Genomic DNA, 16674 nt, shown 5'->3' with positions numbered 1-16674 from the left:
TCCTGGCCCTATTCCCATATCGATCCAATGATGGTTAAAGAGCCTTACCAGGAAGAAACACCCGGTATCACGGTCAAGCCCGTGCCGGCGGCGTTCAGGCTGCCGTTGGTGTTCAGGCTGCTGTCGCCCGAGGTGAAGGGGGTGCGGCTCTTGAAGGTCGGGTTGGCGACCGGGCTAGCTGCATAATTGTTGAAGCGGGTGTAGTTGGTGACCGGATTGGTCAGCACGAACTTCGCGCCATCCGGGCTGGCCCCGGTGATGGTGGAAGGCAGCAAATAACCGCCGACGCCCCATTGGTGCTCGCCGGCGCCGGTGCCGCCCGGGGTGTAAGCCAGGTCGGTGCCCAGGTTCAGCTTGGCAATGCTGGCCGCGGTCAGGTTGAAGGCGTTCTTCACGAAAGTCGCTTCGCCGGAGGTGTCGCCGGTGCGAACCTGGAAGCTGGATTCCGCGAAATCGAAGTACTTGCCGTTCCAGACGTTCTGCAGGGTCGGAGCCACGCCGTCGATCTTGATGAAGCGATAGGCCTTGGCCAGCGTGTTGTTCTTTTCGGTACCCTGGATGCCGATGGCCCAAGCCTTGGTCGGACCGGTTTCGCCAGAAGCCGGGTTGATCTGGGTCGAACCGGTGGCGCTGGTGATGGTCTTGGTGGTGCCGGAATCATAGGCTTCCAGACAGGTTTCCACGTCGCCCGAACCCGAACCGTTCCACACGATGGGGCCGGTCAGGAAGTTGGTGTCGCCCTGGCTGTAAGGCGTCAAAGCGGATCCGCCCTTGCTCGGGTTGTCCAGGAAGTTCGCGTTGAACTGGGCCTGCGTACCGGAACCGACCACGCGGCGGCAGATGTGCAGCTTGGTGTCGAAAGGCGCGGTGCGATAGGCGGCGGTCGACGGGCTGGCGGTCAGAGACTCGCCATTGGTGCCGGCCAGACCATCGCGGTTGACGCGGAAGCTGCCCCAAGAGGTCAGCGTGGTTCCAGCGCTGAAGATGCTGTTGATCTCCTGCTTGCTCAGGCTGGGCATACAAGCTTCGGTTTCTGAACCGACGCAGGCATGCGCGGAACCGAACTGGGCGGCCTGCAGGGCGTTGCGGAAAGACGTGTTGACCACGATGCCGAAGACCTGGGCGGCGAATTCCTTGGCGGTCAGGTTGCCCGTGAGATTGGCGCCGTTGCCACCGTTGATGGCCGCTTCGAACGCGACGGGAGCAACGTCGGACACGCCGCCGTTCGGGACATCGCCCACGGTCAGGGTGGGGCAGGTGTACACGCCATTGGCATCGGCATCCGTACAGGACGCGCGATCGACGAACTGAATCGGCGTGCTATTGTTCACCGGAGCCACGCCCACGCCGGAACCGCCAGCGGAACGCTTGAGGAACAACACCTTGCCGGTGACGCCGGAAGCCGCGGTGGCATCGCAAGCGATACCCCAGTAGTTACCCAGGGAAGCGGTCGAATTGCCGGATTGCAACACGTAAGACTTGTTGGCGTTGGCCTGGCAAAGATCCAGGTCTACGCGGTCGAACAAGGCGTTGTCCACGGCGGATGCGCCGGAAACCCGGACGATCAGATCGAAAGCCGTGGAGGACGGATCGTAGGCCGCATGAGCGCCGGCCGACAGGACTGCCAGCACCGAAGCCGACAGGATGGAATTGAATTTTTTCACGTTACATCTCCTAGAAAAAAAGCGTAGAAAGGTCTCCGCTCGGCCCGACAGCCTCGCGGTATTGCCAAACGCCCCGCAGTGGGAGAGAGGAATTCGTGCGCTGCGCCGGGGCACCCGGCGCAGCACCAGGTGCGCTTAAGCGCGTTTGCCGCGACGGGCGATGCTGACGAAACCGGCCAGTGCGGAACCCAGCAGCCAAACGGCGCCCGGAACCGGAACCGTCGCGGGTGCCACCGTGTATTTGAGCTCGGTCGCGGTCAGTTGGAACTTGCCCGGCAGGATGTCGAAGCGATCCTGAACGAACAAATCGCCGGTGTCCGGATCCGTGCCCAGGGTCGAGGACAGACCGTGGAATACGGCCGCCAAAACCTGGTCGATGGCCGCGTCGTTGGATTGATTGACCGGTACTTTGGTATTGAAGTCGCTACCCCAAGCATTGGGATAATAAGACGGACCCGAGCTGTACTGCTCGGCGTCCGCGAGATTAGCGTTATACACAATCGCCTTGGCTACGATTTCCTTGGCAGGCGTGGACACTGCAGCCACGTTGTTTGCCGGTACCGGCGCCGGATTGGACGTGTTGAAGGAAGACAGGTAGCCGTAAGTCTGATCCACGGCATTCAACTTGCCGTTGTCCAGATCGGCCGCCGCCACGTTGTACACGGTATTGGCGGCATTGGCCGGATTGTAGAAGCCGGCCCATGCCGGGTTCAGGGCCACGCTCCAGGAAGCGTTGGAATTGAATCCGCCCGCGCTGGTGTTGGTGAGGAACTGAAACAGGTCGATGTTCAGATCCTGCGAGTAAGAAACCTGCGCGGTCTTGTCCCACACACTCAAGAACAGCTCGCCGGAGCTGGTTTCACCGGTGGCGATGGCGGCATTCGCTGCATTGGCGCCCAAGGCCAGCACGACGCCGGCAAATAAAGCTTTCAATTTCATTGCTGATCTCCTAAGTCGGATTTAAGATTGATTCCCTAGCTCTGACATTCGCCCGTACCACTACGCCGGGCGTTTGCAACCCAAATGCCGGTTTGCCATTGCTTCGATTGGCAACCCGGCTATCTCAAGAGACCCGTGGCTTTCCGGCCCCGCCTCGCGACGGGTGTGGCTTTTGCGAATAGCGCTCGATCCCTGAGCCCACTTATCCCTCATGGAGAATCGGTCACCTTCCGGCGTCTGGCGACCGCGCTCGGTGCATTTCGCTTCAACTTGGGGCGTACTCTACCGTCCGTTCTTTACAGAAGAATGACGCTTACATGACAATCCGGGTAGCGTAAGACTTTTTCCGTTACCCCCAGCGTACTCCGCGACCAGAACTCCATCCCGTGATCGGGTAGGAGGCACGCTGCCGGGCGCACCAATAAAAAGGCTATGCGTGCATTAAGCGCTGAAATGACTTTTCGGCATACCGCGTGTCTGCTACCGGACTTTCACGCAGCAGCGGCTTCAATAATGCTTTGCCGACTGACGCCTTCGCTCCTCCCTCCCCCCCGCAAGGGGGACGGCTGGGATGCGGGGATGCTCGGGCGACGAAGCAAGGTCGAAGGTCAGCGCACAGATCAAGGCTTAACCCCCACCCTGGCCCTCCCCCTTCCTGGGCATAGGCATCTACACATCTTCTCAACGCATTGATTTTCACCCCTCTCCTTTTGGGAGAGGGGCAGGGGTGAGGGCCTGAGCGCTCAACGCTTACGAAAAAGTCTATGAAAATTAGGCGCTTTGCCCTCACCCTAAATCCCTCTCCCAAAGGGAGAGGGACTTGTGTAGATACCTATGCCTTCCTCGGGGAGGGGAGCGTAGACCATGCGCAATTCGCACAGAGCCCGTTTCAACCTTTACCGTAGACATAGCCAATAAAAAGCCCGGCCTATGACGATAGGCCGGGCTCCGACAGCGCCTCTATCCCGGCAAACAGGGAGAGAAGCGCTCAGTCACGCCATTGAAGCGCTTAGACGGGGAGTACGCGGCGCCGGCGGTTGGCACCCACCAGAGTGGTCAGCGCGGCGCCGAACAACCAGGCGGCAGCGGGTACCGGCACGGCGGCGGTAGGCGCTACGGTATATTTCAGCTCGCTCGCGGTCAGTTGGAACTGGCCCGGAAGCACGTCGAAGCGGTCCTGCACAAAGAAGTCGCCGGTGTCCTGATCCACGCCCAGGGTCGAGGACAGACCGTGGAATACGGCATTCAGGACCTGATTGAAGAGGCCTTCGTTATTCTGCGTTGTCGGTACCTTGGTGTTGAAGGTGTTGCCCCAAGTATTGCCGTAATAGGCTGCGGCGGCGGGGGTGTACGCCTCTGCGTCAGCAGGATTGGCGTTGTACATCAATGCTCTGGAAGCGATTTCCTGGCCAGGCGTAGAAACTACGGCTACGTTGTTTGCCGGTACCGGAGCCGGATTGGACGTCTTGAACGAGGACAGATAGCCGTAGGTCTGATCCAGACTGTTCAGCTTGCCGTTGTCCAGATCGGTAGCGGCCACGTTGTATACGATGCTGCCGGCATTGGCGGCATTGAAAAAGCTGCTCCATGCCGGGCTCAGGGCTACGCTCCAGGAAGCGTTGGAATTGAATCCGCCGACGCTGGTGTTGGTGAGGAATCCGGACAGATCGATGTTCAAATCCTGCGAGTAGGAAACCTGTGCGGTCTGGTCCAATACGCTCAGGAACAGCTCACCAGAGCTGGTGGAGCCGGTGTTGATCAAAGCGTTGGCGTTGCCAGCGGCTACCAGGGCCAAGCCGGCCACTAAAACTTTAACTTTCATACTATCTCCAAATCAGTGTTTCTTAAGGTTGAGTCCATCGCCCCATCGGCTCGATGGCCGAACATGGGCGCCTAGAAGTGCGTTTGCCGGATGCCCGCTATCGATTGGCAACCCGGCTGTCTGACTGGAGACCCGTAGCTTTCCGGCCCCGCCTCGCGACGGGTGTGGCTTTACTGTGTCAGCCTTCCCTGAGCCTCTTTCTGTCCCTCATTGGATTACGGCACGCTTCCCGGCGTACGGCTGCCGCGCCCAGTTCTCTTTCCTCATACGCAGAGCCACTTTAACGGCGCTAGTTTTCAGCGCAGTGAAGGTTTGTTTACAGAAATACGAAAGTTTGATGACAACGACCACCCCTTACGGGTCGGATATGCACATGCGGTAGCATCACTCCGGCGCGGCCAACTCGGCGAGCCGCGCGTCTTCGCCTGCCCGGCGAAACACGACGTAGTCGACGATCTTCTGCGCGTGATCGCCGATGCGTTCCAGGGCCTTCAGCACCAGCACGATCTCGATGGCGTTGCTGATGTTGCGGGCGTCCTCCATGACGTAGGTAATCAGCTTGCGCAGCGCGGACTGGAATTCACCGTCCATTTCCCGGCTTTCCCTTTCATGCCGGCGCGCCAGTTCCTCGTCTTCCACGTCGAATACCTGCAGGGACTGCCGCAGCAAGCCGACCGCCATCTTTCCCATGACGCGGATTTCACGCAGCATGCCGGGATGCGGATCCGTGCCGGTCTCCCGACAGGCATGTACGAGGAATTGCGCGACCTTGGCCACTTCGTCGCCGACCCGTTCCAGGTCGTTGACCACCTTGGCGGCGGCGATGACGCGGCGCAGGTCGCTGGCCACCGGACAACGGCGGGCGAGCAGGGAAAAAACGCGGGTGTCGGCATCGGCCGCCATGAGATTGGCCTGATGATCGGTTGCCATGATCCGCCGGGCCAGTTCGGCGTCCTCGGCCTTGAGTGCGTCCAGGATCGCGCATAATTGCTTCACCACCAGGGCTCCCAATTCCATGACCCGGCTGTGCAGGTCGTAGAGCTCTTCGTCGTAGCGGCGGATGATGTGTATGTCGGATAGCTCTTGCATGGCAATCTCTGCATCGGCCATAGGGCCGCATAAGATAAGGTCAAGGCGAGAATTGCGGGCGGCGCGGACCGCTTGGCCCGGGATCAGCGGCACAGGACCGCGCACCCGTCGCCCAACGGTTTATTGTGAAAAGAGAATGTTGTGATTTGATGACTATGGGCCGAAACGGACTCCGGCCGAGCCATCGCGGGAGGCGGCAGCGTCTCGCCGGGGGACGCCGCCAGCCGTATGGTGCGGCACCCTAGCGGAGTGCCGGCGTGGACTGCGATGTGACCCAGTCGCCGGCATCGGCCAACGATTGGGCGACGGGCCGTGTTATGGCGCCCACATCGAGATCGGAAAAACTGGCAGCTACGGCCAGAAACAGCAAAAACCCCAGATTATTCCTCACCTTGTACCTCCCGGCTTCGGCTCGTCATGCACACTCGCTGTGACGGGTGCACGATCGCTCACCCGTGTGACAAGCGCGTGACATTCCGGTGAGGATCGCGTGACGGCCGCCGGGAAGCCCTATTTCTGCAGCGTCTTGAGGCGGGCGAGCCGATCGGAGACCGATTGCGCGGGCGGCAGGGCGCCGCTGACGGCATTCAGCGCGGCGGCGATGTTGGCATCGTCCTGCTCGGGGCGGGTCGGTGCCAGCAGCCTCGCCTTGGCGCCGGCCGCTTCCGCCTTGGCCAGATCATGGGAGGCGGATTCCTTCATCGCTTTCAAGGCCACGTTCAGGCTATTGGTGGTGCTGCTCAGTCCGGCGGCGCGGCGGGCGGCTTCCGCCTGGCGCTCGGCGAGATCGCGTTGCTGTTCGGCGCGCTTCATGTCGCGCTCGGCCTGTTCGAGCTGGCCCCTCGCCTCTTTCAGCTTGGCGCCGGCATCGGCATAGGTTTTTTCCAGCAAAGCCAGGAAATCCTGGGCATCCACGGCCTCGGCGGCTTCGCGCTCGACCTCCGGCGTCATCTGCTCCAGCAGATCGAGCAGCGTGGCCAGACTCTTTTCGATCTGCGCCTTGCGCGCCGGGTCGGCTTCGGCGGTGAGCTGGTTCTGCAGCAACTCGGCGGCCGCGATGCGCTGGTCGAGCAGGGTCTTGATCGCATCGGCCTCCTTCTTTTCGCGGTCGTAGCCCGCGCGCGCCTCGGCGACTTCCAGGCCCAGTTCGTCGAGGTGCTGCTCCATGGTGCGTAGCTCGGCCTCGGTCGCGCCTTTCGGATCCCAGCGCACCAGCGCTTCGATGCCGGCCTGTACAGCGTGGTCGGCCTTCACGCCGATGAGATTGCGGACGAAATTGAACATGCGTTTCTCCTTACATTATGACGAAAGCGGGGATTCAGCCGGCCATGGCGCCGGCGTTGAGCAGGGCGATGGCGAGTTGCACGCCGACCAGCACCGACGCGGCGGCGACATTGTCTTCTTCTATGGCCACGCGGAAATTACGGAACACGGCGGCGAATGCGATGAACGCGGTCAACTGGATTAGGACCGCCACCGTGCCCCACAAGACGATGTCCAGCCATATGTTGCTGGTCGCCAGCGTAGCTGCCAGCGGTATGGCGACGGCGATCAGCGAGCCGCCCAGCACCAGGCCGGCGGCCTTGTTGCCGCGGGCGATCAGCTCGCGCTCGCGGAACGGGGTGAGTGCGGCGTAACAGCCGACGCCCAGAATCAGCAGCGCGGCGGTGGTGAATAAATGCAGGAAGAGGATGGGCAGGCCGCTGCCGAGCGTCTGCCAGAGGGTGGAAAAAGTTTCGGTCACGGCGGGAACTCCATACTAGAGAACGATGGTTTTAGCTCAGTTGCAGGGCACTGATACTGACGTCGATGCCGACATGGATCGCCACCCAGGCGGCACCGTCCTGCTCGATGGCGGACGCCAGCAGATATTCGGTTTTCGGCGCGGGAGCGGTCGCGCCGGTTTCGCGGGCATACAGCATGGCCTGTTGGCGGCGGTTCCGGCTGCCCTCGGCGGTCTCCACGATTTCGTCGATTTCGCGCGGCGCGGACCGTTGCCCGCCGCCCGGCGTCCAGACGCGTTGATAGATTTTGCCGTCCTTGGTCTGGAATTCCGGCCAGCCTATCATGCCTTCGGTGCGATCCAGCCAGAATCCCCACTCGTCCTGGTCGGCGGGGGTGATTTCGTCCAGCAGGGAAAAATACCGGCACTCGTCCGGATTCCCTTGTTCGTCCAGATGCACCTGGAAAAAACTCGTCGCGGAGAGGTAAAGGCGATGCCAGCTCAGCCCGTCACTGAGCGCGACCCCCAAACTGCTTACCGATATCAGGCCGCTGGCGGTAGCGGCTTCCGGTGACCGAACCGAGGTGCAGGACTCGGCGAGGATGAATAGCGAAGGATCCACCGGCACGGTCATGCCGACACGGAACCATTTGGGACGGTAAGGCGTACGTTGCGAGTGACCGAGCATGGTTTTCTTGCCCTTGGCAATGTCGCCGGACAGATAGCGCCAGCCGAGGTAAACGACCAGCACGCAGACGGCGATCAACAGTAAAGCGGGAAAGGACGACGACTCCTCGGGTTGGTCGACATCCGGCGGCAGATAGCCCGGATTGCGGGGCTGCCCCTCCAGGGCGGCGAGGTGGCTATCGAGGTCGTGTAGCTTTTGGCCCAGTTCCGGGTTGTTCCGGGCCTGCTCGTCGGCTTCGGTGCGCCAGGCGCGGTAACCCGGATCGTCATAGTGGTGATGGAAAAATTCCGCGTGGCCGGGGCGCGACAGGGTATCCAGCAGCCCCCACAACAACACCGCGCTCCAAGGGCCGAAGCGTTCGCCCGCCGATCGTGCGTAAGCCGGCGGCATGCTCCAGCCGCGCAGACGGTAGTCGCCGGCCGTATCGCCGTAAGACGGCGTACGCGCGCCCCAGCCACCGTAACGGCCGGAACCGGAGCTCCAGCTCGACGGCCGTCGCGGAGCACTGTCGGTGCTTTGCTGCGGGTCGGCGCGATAGCTGTCCAGCGCCCGCCTGGACGAGCTGCGGGCCATCGCCCGGTCGGTTTCGCTCCCGCCGAACCAGGACGAGGAGGAAGAAGACGAGCCCGGTCGGCTATAACCGCCACTGCTCGAGGGCGTGCGCGACCCCCAAGAAGAAGAGCCGGTGGAAGGTGTGCGGCTCGATGAAAAAGATGACGAAGACGGCCGCGAGTAACCGCCGCTGGAGCCAGCCTTGGCGCTAAGCCCGGTGGGAAAGCTTATCCCGACGGCCAGCACGAATGCGGCTAGGAATTTGATGGCGGGAGACAAGGTTCGATAGTCCATGGTCGTCGAATAAACTCGTTTACCGGTGCGCCGTCGCCGGGTCATTATACCCGGACGGCTGCCATCGCGCAGAAACCGAGGCCAACAGATATCGCGTCACGACGGAAGCAGAAGCCTCTTCCGACTTGCCTCCGATGGATCCACTCCGTTACAATTCGCCGTTTTTCAGGCGGCGGGCATTCCGCCCGTCACTCCTTGCCTCACCGCCAGCCGGCGGGAGGCTTCATTCCGTAAGGAGCCCATATGCGACATTACGAAATCGTTTTTCTTGTACACCCGGATCAGAGCGCCCAGGTACCGGCGATGGTAGAGCGTTACCGCAGCATCATCGAATCCGGCGCCGGCGTGATCCATCGCCTGGAAGACTGGGGCCGCCGTCAACTGGCCTACCCCATCAACAAGCTGCTCAAGGCGCACTACGTGTTGCTGAACATCGAGGTCAATCAGGAGACCCTGGATGAACTGGAAAGCAGTTTCCGCTTCAACGACGCGGTGCTGCGCAGCTTGACCATCCGCCGCGACGAAGCCATCACCGAGCCGTCCCTGCTGACCCGCTCCGGTCATGCCGAAGCCGAGAAGGCCGATGACGAGGAAGTCGAAACCGCCGAGAGCGCTGCCGAACCGGCTGCCGCCGAAAGCGCCGAATAATCGCTTCCTTCTTCCACATCCAATCAAGAGATTCAGCACATGGCTCGTCAATTCAACAAACGCAGAAAGTATTGCCGTTTCACCGCCGAAGGCGTCAAGGAAATCGATTACAAGGACCTGGACACCCTGAGGGAGTTCATCTCCGAAACCGGCAAGATCGTGCCCAGCCGCGTCACCGGCACCAAGGCCAAGTATCAGCGCCAGCTCGCCACGGCTATCAAGCATGCCCGCTTCCTGGCATTGCTGCCGTTCTGCGACTCGCACCACCAGTAAGTTAGCCGGGGGCACCCTGGGGACTGGCGGTCGATGTACTCGCTAGCGACCATAGCCGCCGTCGCCGCGACCATAGGTTTCGGCGCCTTGTCTCTGCGCATTCCGCCCCTGAGTCTGCTGAGTGCTGCGGCCCTGGGATTGACCGCCCTGCGCTTGGACTTGCGTCCCAGCGCCGGAGTATTGGCCGCCTCGCTGATCGGTATCGGTCTGATAGGCATGGCTATCGGGGGCGAGTGGGGAGCGGTCGTGTTTTACGGCCTGGTGTTGTGGATGCCGATCTGGCTGGCCGGGCGGCTCCTGCGTTTCAGCGCGAACCTGACCTTGACGCTGGAAGCCACTACTGCCGCCGTGATCCTGGCGGTGGGCGTCTTCTATCTGGTGACCGACGAACCTGCTCAGTACTGGCAGAAGACCACCGAACAGGTGGTCCGTCCGATGCTGGAGCATGCGCCGCCCGGTATCGACCAGGCGCAGATGAAGCAGGGCCTGGAAGTGGTTTCCCACTACCTGAGCGGCATCTCGGCCGCCGGCGCTCTGTTCGGGCTGATACTCGAACTGCTGCTGGCCCGAGCGCTGCAGGCCGTTTGGTTCAATCCGGGCGGTTTCCGCAGGGAATTTATCGCCCTGCGCCTGCACCGCCCGGCGGCCTACGCCGGCCTGGCAACCGTCGCTGCCGGCTTGGCGGCGGGCGGAAGCATTGCGGAATTAGCCTGGAACCTGGCCATCCCGCTTTCGGTGCTGTGCCTGTTCGCCGGTCTGGCCGTCGTCCACGCACTGGCGGCCAAGTCAGGGACGGGCGGCTTCTGGCTGGCGGGCGTCTACGTCATGCTGTTCGTATCGCTGGCGGTCGCGCCGCGTCTAAGCGCGCTGGCGATCTTACTGACCAGCTTGCTGGGGCTAAGCGACCCTTGGCTGGACTGGCGCCATCGTTTTGGCGGCCAGACCCCACGGTGACATGCCATTTCTTTCTGTATTACGACAACGATTGAGACTACAACGATGGATATCATACTTCTCGAAAAGATCGCGAACCTGGGCAACCTGGGCGATAAAGTAAGCGTGCGTCCCGGTTACGCGCGCAATTTTCTGATCCCCAAAGGCAAGGCCGTCACGGCCACCGCCGAGAAGCTGGCCGCTTTCGAACAGCGCCGCGCCGAACTGGAGAAAAAGGCCGCCGATGAACTGGCCGCCGCCCAGGCCCGCGCCGACGCGATCGGCAAGCTGACCGTCACCATCGCCCAGAAGGCCGGCGACGAAGGCCGTCTGTACGGTTCCGTGGGCACCAAGGACATCGCCGAAGCGGCCGCCGCCGCCGGAGCGAAGGTCGAAAAGCACGAAGTTCGCTTGCCGCAAGGTGCGCTGCGCAACCTGGGCGACTACGAAATCACCCTGCACCTGCACACCGACGTCAACGCCACCCTGGCGCTGAAGATCGTCGCTGCCTGACCCTGCCAAAGAGCTAACCGACGTAAGGCGGAACCGGCTCCATCGGGTTCCGCCGGATGTTGGCGGCATGGCGGATCGCCCTCGCGGGCATCCGCCTTACATTACATTGCCGTCGGAACCGACCGCGAAAATCGGTGGGTTACGGCGCGCGCAGAGTTCGGCGCGCAACGGATAGGACGAGTTTACGCGCGCCTAACCCACCCTACATTTCCTCCTCTTTTCTCAAAGACTGGGCGTGACGCTGCAGAAATAAGCCTTGAGATAGTCGGTTTCCGGGATGGCCGGATGGACCGGATGGTCCGGCCCTTGCCCGCCCTGGGCGATGAATACCAGATGGCGGTCGCCGTGCCGGGCGCTCGCACGCAGCAAGTCGTGCAGGGTCTCGCGCTGCAAATGGTAGGAACAGGAAGCCGAGACCAGAATCCCGCCGGGCGCCAGGAGTTGCAGCGCCCCCTGGTTTAAACGCTGATACGCCTCGACGCCGGCCTTCGCGTCCTTCTTGCGCTTGATCAGGGCCGGCGGGTCCAGGACGATCAGGTCGTAGCGGCGGCGTTCTTCCCTGGCTTGTTTGAGAAAATCGAACACGTCGGCACGCAGGCTATTCACACGGCCGCCCACGCCGTTCAGCTCGGCATTCTCGCCAGCCAGGGCCAGGGCCGTTTCCGATCCGTCCACGCAGTCCACCGAAGCCGCACCGGCCACGGCGGCCTGTATGCCCCAGCCTCCTGTGTAGGAAAACAGATCCAGCACCCGCTGGCCCCCGGCCAATTTCGCCGCCAGAGCGCGGTTGCTTCGATGATCGAAGAACCAGCCGGTCTTCTGCCCGCCGAGTATGTCGATGCGGAATTTGACGTCGTTTTCCTCGATCTCCACCGGCCCGGATAACTCTCCGCCGATTAACCGGGTTTCCTTCTGCAAACCTTCGAGCTGGCGCAGACTGGAGGTGTTCTTCAGCACGATGGCGCGCGGCGAAAACGTTTTTTCCAGCGCCGAAAAGATCTCGGGTTGCAGCCGCTCCATGCCAGCGGTATTGGTCTGCACGCTCAGCACGTCTCCGAAACGGTCGACCACCAGCCCAGGCAAGCCATCGCTCTCCCCGTGCACGAGCCGGTAATAGGGTTTGTCGAACAGCCGCTCGCGCAGCGCCGACGCGGTCTCCAGGCGGCGGACGATGAAGTTTTCATTGACGGAAGCGCGCACGTCGCGAGTCAGCACCCGGGCACAGATCAAGGTATCCGGATTGACGTAGGCCAAACCCAGCGCCTGCCCGCGCGAGTCCTCGATCAGCGCCAGCGAACCGGGCTCCAGACCCTTCAACGGCGTCGCGGCGGTGTCCACCTCGTTGCTGAATATCCACAAGTGGCCTGCGCGCAGGCGTTTCTCTTCGTTTTTCTTTAGACGGAGACGGTTCATGCTGAAAGATCGTTGTTTAGGGCCGGGTTGGATGTAAGAGCCGATCGGATACGGGGATGCGACAGACTGGGCACGCGCGGTTCGGTATCCGAATACTATACCCGACGAGCGGCCACGCCGGCGCCCCTTCTGCTTTCCTGATGAACAACTCGCCCTCCGGAGCCTCTGCCACGCTTGCGGCGCTCCCGTACTCCGACAGAACACCGAGGTGACGATAGTCAGTTCAACTCGCTGACAGCCGCCACTGACGCCCGGGCGCAGCACTGGACAGAATGGCGACCCAGTACAGGAGGAACGCCATGTCCAATTCCATTGCCCAATCTGAAAGACCTGCCGGCGCATTGCTGGCGCGGCTGCGCGGCGTCAGCAAAGCCTACGGGGCCGTACAAGCGCTCTCGGCGGCAGACCTCGACGTGAGCGCCGGTGAAGTGTTGGCCCTGCTGGGAGCCAATGGTGCCGGCAAAAGCACGGCCCTCGGCTTGCTGACCGGGCGGCTGAGCGCCGATGCCGGCCGGGTCGAACTGCTCGGCGGCGACCCACGCGATCCGGCGATCCGCCGTGGCATCGGCGTGATGCTGCAAGACGGCGGGCTCGCCGACACCTTGCGCGTCGGCGAGCATGTGCGCCTGTACTCCGGCTACTACCCCGACCCGCGTCCGCTCGCCGAGACGCTGGCGTTGGCGGGACTCGAGGACATTGCCAAACGCCCTTACGGCGACTTGTCCGGCGGACAACAACGCCGTGTGCAGTTCGCCCTCGCAATCTGCGGCCGCCCGGCCTTGTTGGTCGTCGACGAACCGACTGTGGGCCTCGACGTAGAAGCGCGGCGCAATTTCTGGGCGGTGCTGCGGCAACTGCGCAACGAAGGCACCGGCATCGTGCTGACCACACATTACCTCGAGGAAGCCGACGCCCTGGCCGATCGAGTCCTGTTGCTCGCCGGCGGCCGCGTGCTGGCCGAGGACACACCGGCCGGCATCAAGTCACGCGCTGCCGGCAAGCGGCTGCGCGCGCGCACCGCCATCAGCCCCGGAACGCTGTCCGGTTGGCCGGAAGTGCGCTCGGCGAGCCTCGCCGAGGGCGTCACCGAACTGGTCAGCTACGACGCGGAAAGCGTCTTGCGGCGTTGGCTGGCAAACGACGAAAGCCTGACCGAACTCGAGGTCAGACCTCTGAGTCTGGAAGAAGCCTTTCTGTCCCTGACTGCGCCCGCACTGGAGCAATTCGCATGAACACCGTATCGCAGCCGCTCGTCATCGGCCGCCCTTCCCTGTTGCGCATCTATTTATCCGAAGCCGCGGCCGAACTGCTGCGCCTGCTGCGCACGCCGAGTTTCTCCGTACCGACGCTGGCATTTCCGCTGGTGTTCTACGTGTTGTTCGGAATCGTGCCGCAAGGCCATTGGGGGGATCTGCACAAAGCCACCTATTTGCTCGCGACTTATGGCGTATTCGGCGTGATCGGACCGGCCTTGTTCGGTTTTGGCGTCGGCTTGGCGATCGAACGCCAGCAGGGCTGGCTCGAACTCAAGCGGGTATCGCCTATGCCGACCGGCGCCTACTTTTTTGCGAAGATCGCAATGAGCCTGGTGTTTGCCCTGGCCGTCATTCTGGAACTGTCGGTCGCGGCGATCGGTTACGCCGACACCCACATCGCCATCGGCACCTGGCTGCTATGGGTCGCGGCTTTGCTGCTCGGCACTCTACCGTTCTGCGCGCTCGGTTTGTGGATAGGCACCTTGGTAAAAGGCCAAGCCGCGGTTGCGGTGGTCAATCTGGTATATTTACCGATGTCCGTACTGTCGGGCTTATGGATGCCGCTGGCGGCCTTTCCTACTGCGCTACAGAAGCTCGCCGTCGTCTGGCCGGCCTGGCACCTGAGCCGTATCGCACTCGGCGTGATCGGCCAGATCAGGGAGGTACACTACCTAAGCCATGTCGGCGTGCTGCTCGCGATGACCGCACTGTTTCTCTCCCTGGCCGCCTTGCGCCTGCGTTCCGTGTGAACCGCGATGATATTTCTGCGCGCGACGGTTACATTGAGCGTCGTGCTGTTGGCCTCGCTTCCGCCGCTAGTGGATGGCAAGGCGAGCGGCTCCTTTGGGGAAACGCTGAAGCCGATCGGATCTGCGGACACCAGAACTTGCAGGAAGCTCGTCTTTCAGTTCCGCGGCGCCGGCAGGAATTATACGGCGTTGCTCTTTTCGGGCGCCGAGCCGGGAGTTCTTCCGAACAGCGCGCAAATCCACCTCGGCAACGGCTCGGCCGAAATACGCCTGTCGTTGTCGGGTTCCTGCAGTACCGGTCTTACCGCCCTGCCTGCCTACACGGTCACTGCCGGCCTATCGGAAGGACACTTCCGGTTCGACGTGGATGTCGCGGAAATCCGTTAATATGCGCTCCACAACAGGGAACGACATGGCCACGAACGCGCACCAGCCGCCTATAGACGATCGGGACATCCACAGGACGCCTTTCGGGCTGGCCTACCTGGTGTTCGTGTTCCTGCCGCTGATATTTCCGCCGCAACGCACGGCGTCGGCCGCTCTCGCCAGCCTGCTTGCCGCTGCGCTATTCATCCCGCTATACCTGCGATTCCATAAGCTCGACCCGCGACGCCAAGCCGCCTCGACGATGGCTACGGCCCTACTCGGGTACGCCTTGATACCCTTCAACGGCGGCGGCAATACCTTCATCATTTACGCGCTGGCCATGGCCGCGCAATGCATGGCTGTGCGAACGGCTATCGTGCTGGCGGTGCTACTGGTTGCGGTCATGGGGGCGGAATTCTGGCTGATCATGCCCGGCCAGATGTACGCGCTCTGGTCGGTCGTGGTGGTTGCCGTGATCGGCACGCTGGCCATCGCCAATATCCTTTATCTTCGCGCGCGAGCCTGGCGCAACGCCGAATTGCGCCTGACCCAGGACGAAGTGCGCCGGCTGGCTGCCGTCGCCGAGCGCGAGCGCATCGGCCGGGACCTGCACGACCTGCTCGGCCACACGCTGTCGGTGGTAGCGCTGAAGAGCGAGCTCGCGGGCAAGCTGCTCGATCACGACCCGGCCGCAGCGCGCTCGCAAATACGTGAAGTCGAGGACGTTGCGCGCCATGCCCTCGCACAAGTACGCGAGGCGGTCGCGGGCATCCGCGCCACCGGTCTGCCGGCCGAGCTCGCCGCCGCCCGGCTGGCCCTGCTGTCGGCCGACGTGCGGCTCGACCAGCGCGTGGCGCCGGTGACGCTCGATAGCCAGGTCGAACTCGCGTTCACCATGGCTTTGCGTGAAGCGGTCACCAATATCATCCGCCATGCCTCGGCGCGCCGCGTGGAGGTGGAGCTGACCGCCGATGACTGCGGCACGCGCCTGCTGATTGCCGACGACGGGCGAGGCGGCATAGCCCGTCACGGCAATGGCCTTGCGGGTATGCGCGAGCGACTGCTGGCCATCGGCGGCGAACTGGAGGTCGACAGCCCTCCGGGCGCCGGCACGCGTTTGGCGATACGCGGGCCGAAACCATGATCCGCCTCGTGCTCGCCGAGGATCAAGCGATGGTGCGCGGTGCGCTCGCCGCGCTGCTGCGGCTAGAGGGCGATTTCGAGGTCGTCGCCGAAGCCGGCGACGGCGAGCTTGCATGGCGGGAGGTACAGGCATTACAACCCGACCTGCTGGTTACCGACATCGAAATGCCGTGGCTGACAGGCCTGGAACTCGCGCAGCGCGTGCGCGATTCGGCGCTCGCCACGCGCGTGGTCATCCTCACCACATTCGCGCGAGCCGGTTACCTGCGTCGTGCGCTGGACGCCGGCGTGCGGGGCTATCTGCTCAAGGACGCACCGTCCGAGCAGCTTGCCATGGCGCTGCGCCAGGTGCATGCCGGCGGGCGCGCCATCGACCCGCAACTCGCCGTCGCGGCATGGAGTGAGGATGACCCCCTGACCGAGCGGGAGCGCCAAGTGCTGCGCTTGGCCGGCGAGGGCGTGAAAAGCGTGGAGATCGGCAAGCGCTTGAATCTTTCCCAAGGCACGGTACGAAATTACCTTTCGGATGCCATCAGCAAGCTAGGCGCATCCAACCGGATCGAGGCCTATCGCACGGCTCGCGCGAAGGGACTGCTCTAAGCCGTCAAT

The 16674-nt window shown here is 62.7% G+C and carries 17 protein-coding genes and 2 riboswitches; of the genes, 9 read left to right on the top strand and 8 right to left on the bottom strand.

Annotated features, from left to right (window positions below):
- Positions 1-44 precede the first annotated feature (44 nt).
- The 7 genes from JWZ97_RS19135 to JWZ97_RS19105 form a co-directional block, all read right to left on the bottom strand.
- Positions 45-1664: a hypothetical protein gene (locus tag JWZ97_RS19135; protein ID WP_205432377.1), complete on the bottom strand. Its 1620-nt coding sequence runs from the start codon at positions 1662-1664 to the stop codon at positions 45-47.
- Positions 1665-1799: 135 nt separating this feature from the next.
- Positions 1800-2603 carry a VPLPA-CTERM sorting domain-containing protein gene (locus JWZ97_RS19130; protein ID WP_205432375.1) on the bottom strand — a complete coding sequence of 268 codons (804 nt, stop codon included), beginning with the start codon at positions 2601-2603 and terminating at the stop codon, positions 1800-1802.
- Between the two features lie 106 nt (positions 2604-2709).
- Positions 2710-2783: riboswitch (cyclic di-GMP riboswitch) on the bottom strand.
- Between the two features lie 829 nt (positions 2784-3612).
- Positions 3613-4425 carry a hypothetical protein gene (locus JWZ97_RS19125; RefSeq protein WP_205432372.1) on the bottom strand — a complete coding sequence of 271 codons (813 nt, stop codon included), beginning with the start codon at positions 4423-4425 and terminating at the stop codon, positions 3613-3615.
- Between the two features lie 103 nt (positions 4426-4528).
- A riboswitch (cyclic di-GMP riboswitch) is annotated at positions 4529-4604 on the bottom strand.
- Positions 4605-4809: 205 nt separating this feature from the next.
- The gene (gene phoU / locus JWZ97_RS19120) at positions 4810-5514 is read right to left on the bottom strand and encodes a phosphate signaling complex protein PhoU (RefSeq protein WP_205432370.1); all 705 of its coding nucleotides are present in this window, start codon (positions 5512-5514) and stop codon (positions 4810-4812) included.
- A gap of 510 nt (positions 5515-6024) precedes the next feature.
- Positions 6025-6798: a hypothetical protein gene (locus tag JWZ97_RS19115; RefSeq protein WP_205432368.1), complete on the bottom strand. Its 774-nt coding sequence runs from the start codon at positions 6796-6798 to the stop codon at positions 6025-6027.
- A 34-nt stretch (positions 6799-6832) separates the two neighbouring features.
- A complete protein-coding gene (locus JWZ97_RS19110; RefSeq protein WP_205432366.1) occupies positions 6833-7258 on the bottom strand; it encodes a DUF350 domain-containing protein in 426 nt (141 codons plus the stop codon).
- Between the two features lie 31 nt (positions 7259-7289).
- Positions 7290-8771, bottom strand: coding sequence for a DUF2491 family protein (locus JWZ97_RS19105; RefSeq protein ID WP_205432363.1), 1482 nt, complete (start codon positions 8769-8771; stop codon positions 7290-7292).
- Between the two features lie 243 nt (positions 8772-9014).
- Between JWZ97_RS19105 and rpsF the strand changes: the two genes are divergently transcribed.
- The 4 genes from rpsF to rplI are packed head-to-tail and all read left to right on the top strand — an operon-like array spanning position 9015 to position 11138.
- Entirely contained in the window at positions 9015-9419 is a 405-nt protein-coding gene (gene rpsF, locus JWZ97_RS19100) for a 30S ribosomal protein S6 (protein ID WP_205432361.1), read from the top strand.
- A gap of 39 nt (positions 9420-9458) precedes the next feature.
- Positions 9459-9692 carry a 30S ribosomal protein S18 gene (gene rpsR / locus JWZ97_RS19095; RefSeq protein WP_205432359.1) on the top strand — a complete coding sequence of 78 codons (234 nt, stop codon included), beginning with the start codon at positions 9459-9461 and terminating at the stop codon, positions 9690-9692.
- A gap of 33 nt (positions 9693-9725) precedes the next feature.
- A complete protein-coding gene (locus tag JWZ97_RS19090) occupies positions 9726-10646 on the top strand; it encodes a hypothetical protein (protein WP_205432357.1) in 921 nt (306 codons plus the stop codon).
- 45 nt (positions 10647-10691) lie between these two features.
- A complete protein-coding gene (gene rplI / locus JWZ97_RS19085) occupies positions 10692-11138 on the top strand; it encodes a 50S ribosomal protein L9 (protein WP_205432355.1) in 447 nt (148 codons plus the stop codon).
- A gap of 222 nt (positions 11139-11360) precedes the next feature.
- Here the strand turns inward: rplI and JWZ97_RS19080 are convergent, their stop codons facing one another.
- Positions 11361-12551 (bottom strand): class I SAM-dependent rRNA methyltransferase, encoded by a 1191-nt coding sequence (locus JWZ97_RS19080; RefSeq protein ID WP_205432354.1) that lies wholly within the window; start codon positions 12549-12551, stop codon positions 11361-11363.
- A 299-nt stretch (positions 12552-12850) separates the two neighbouring features.
- Between JWZ97_RS19080 and JWZ97_RS19075 the strand changes: the two genes are divergently transcribed.
- Genes JWZ97_RS19075 through JWZ97_RS19055 form a run of 5 tightly spaced genes read left to right on the top strand, consistent with a single transcriptional unit; the run spans position 12851 to position 16665 of the window.
- Positions 12851-13783 (top strand): ABC transporter ATP-binding protein, encoded by a 933-nt coding sequence (locus tag JWZ97_RS19075; protein ID WP_205432352.1) that lies wholly within the window; start codon positions 12851-12853, stop codon positions 13781-13783.
- Positions 13780-14556, top strand: a complete 777-nt coding sequence (locus tag JWZ97_RS19070) for an ABC transporter permease (RefSeq protein ID WP_205432350.1) — start codon at positions 13780-13782, stop codon at positions 14554-14556. Before JWZ97_RS19075 ends, JWZ97_RS19070 begins: the two co-directional genes overlap by 4 nt.
- A gap of 33 nt (positions 14557-14589) precedes the next feature.
- Entirely contained in the window at positions 14590-14943 is a 354-nt protein-coding gene (locus tag JWZ97_RS19065) for a hypothetical protein (protein ID WP_205432348.1), read from the top strand.
- A 25-nt stretch (positions 14944-14968) separates the two neighbouring features.
- Positions 14969-16066: a sensor histidine kinase gene (locus JWZ97_RS19060; RefSeq protein ID WP_205432346.1), complete on the top strand. Its 1098-nt coding sequence runs from the start codon at positions 14969-14971 to the stop codon at positions 16064-16066.
- Entirely contained in the window at positions 16063-16665 is a 603-nt protein-coding gene (locus JWZ97_RS19055) for a response regulator transcription factor (protein WP_205432345.1), read from the top strand. The genes JWZ97_RS19060 and JWZ97_RS19055 overlap by 4 nt, the downstream gene beginning before the upstream one ends.
- Positions 16666-16674: the final 9 nt, after the last annotated feature.

The sequence above is a fragment of the Methylococcus sp. EFPC2 genome, assembly GCF_016925495.1.
Lineage (GTDB): Bacteria > Pseudomonadota > Gammaproteobacteria > Methylococcales > Methylococcaceae > EFPC2.
The sequence above is the reverse complement of the archived record's forward strand: the minus strand, read 5'-3'. Positions and strand labels throughout refer to the sequence as shown.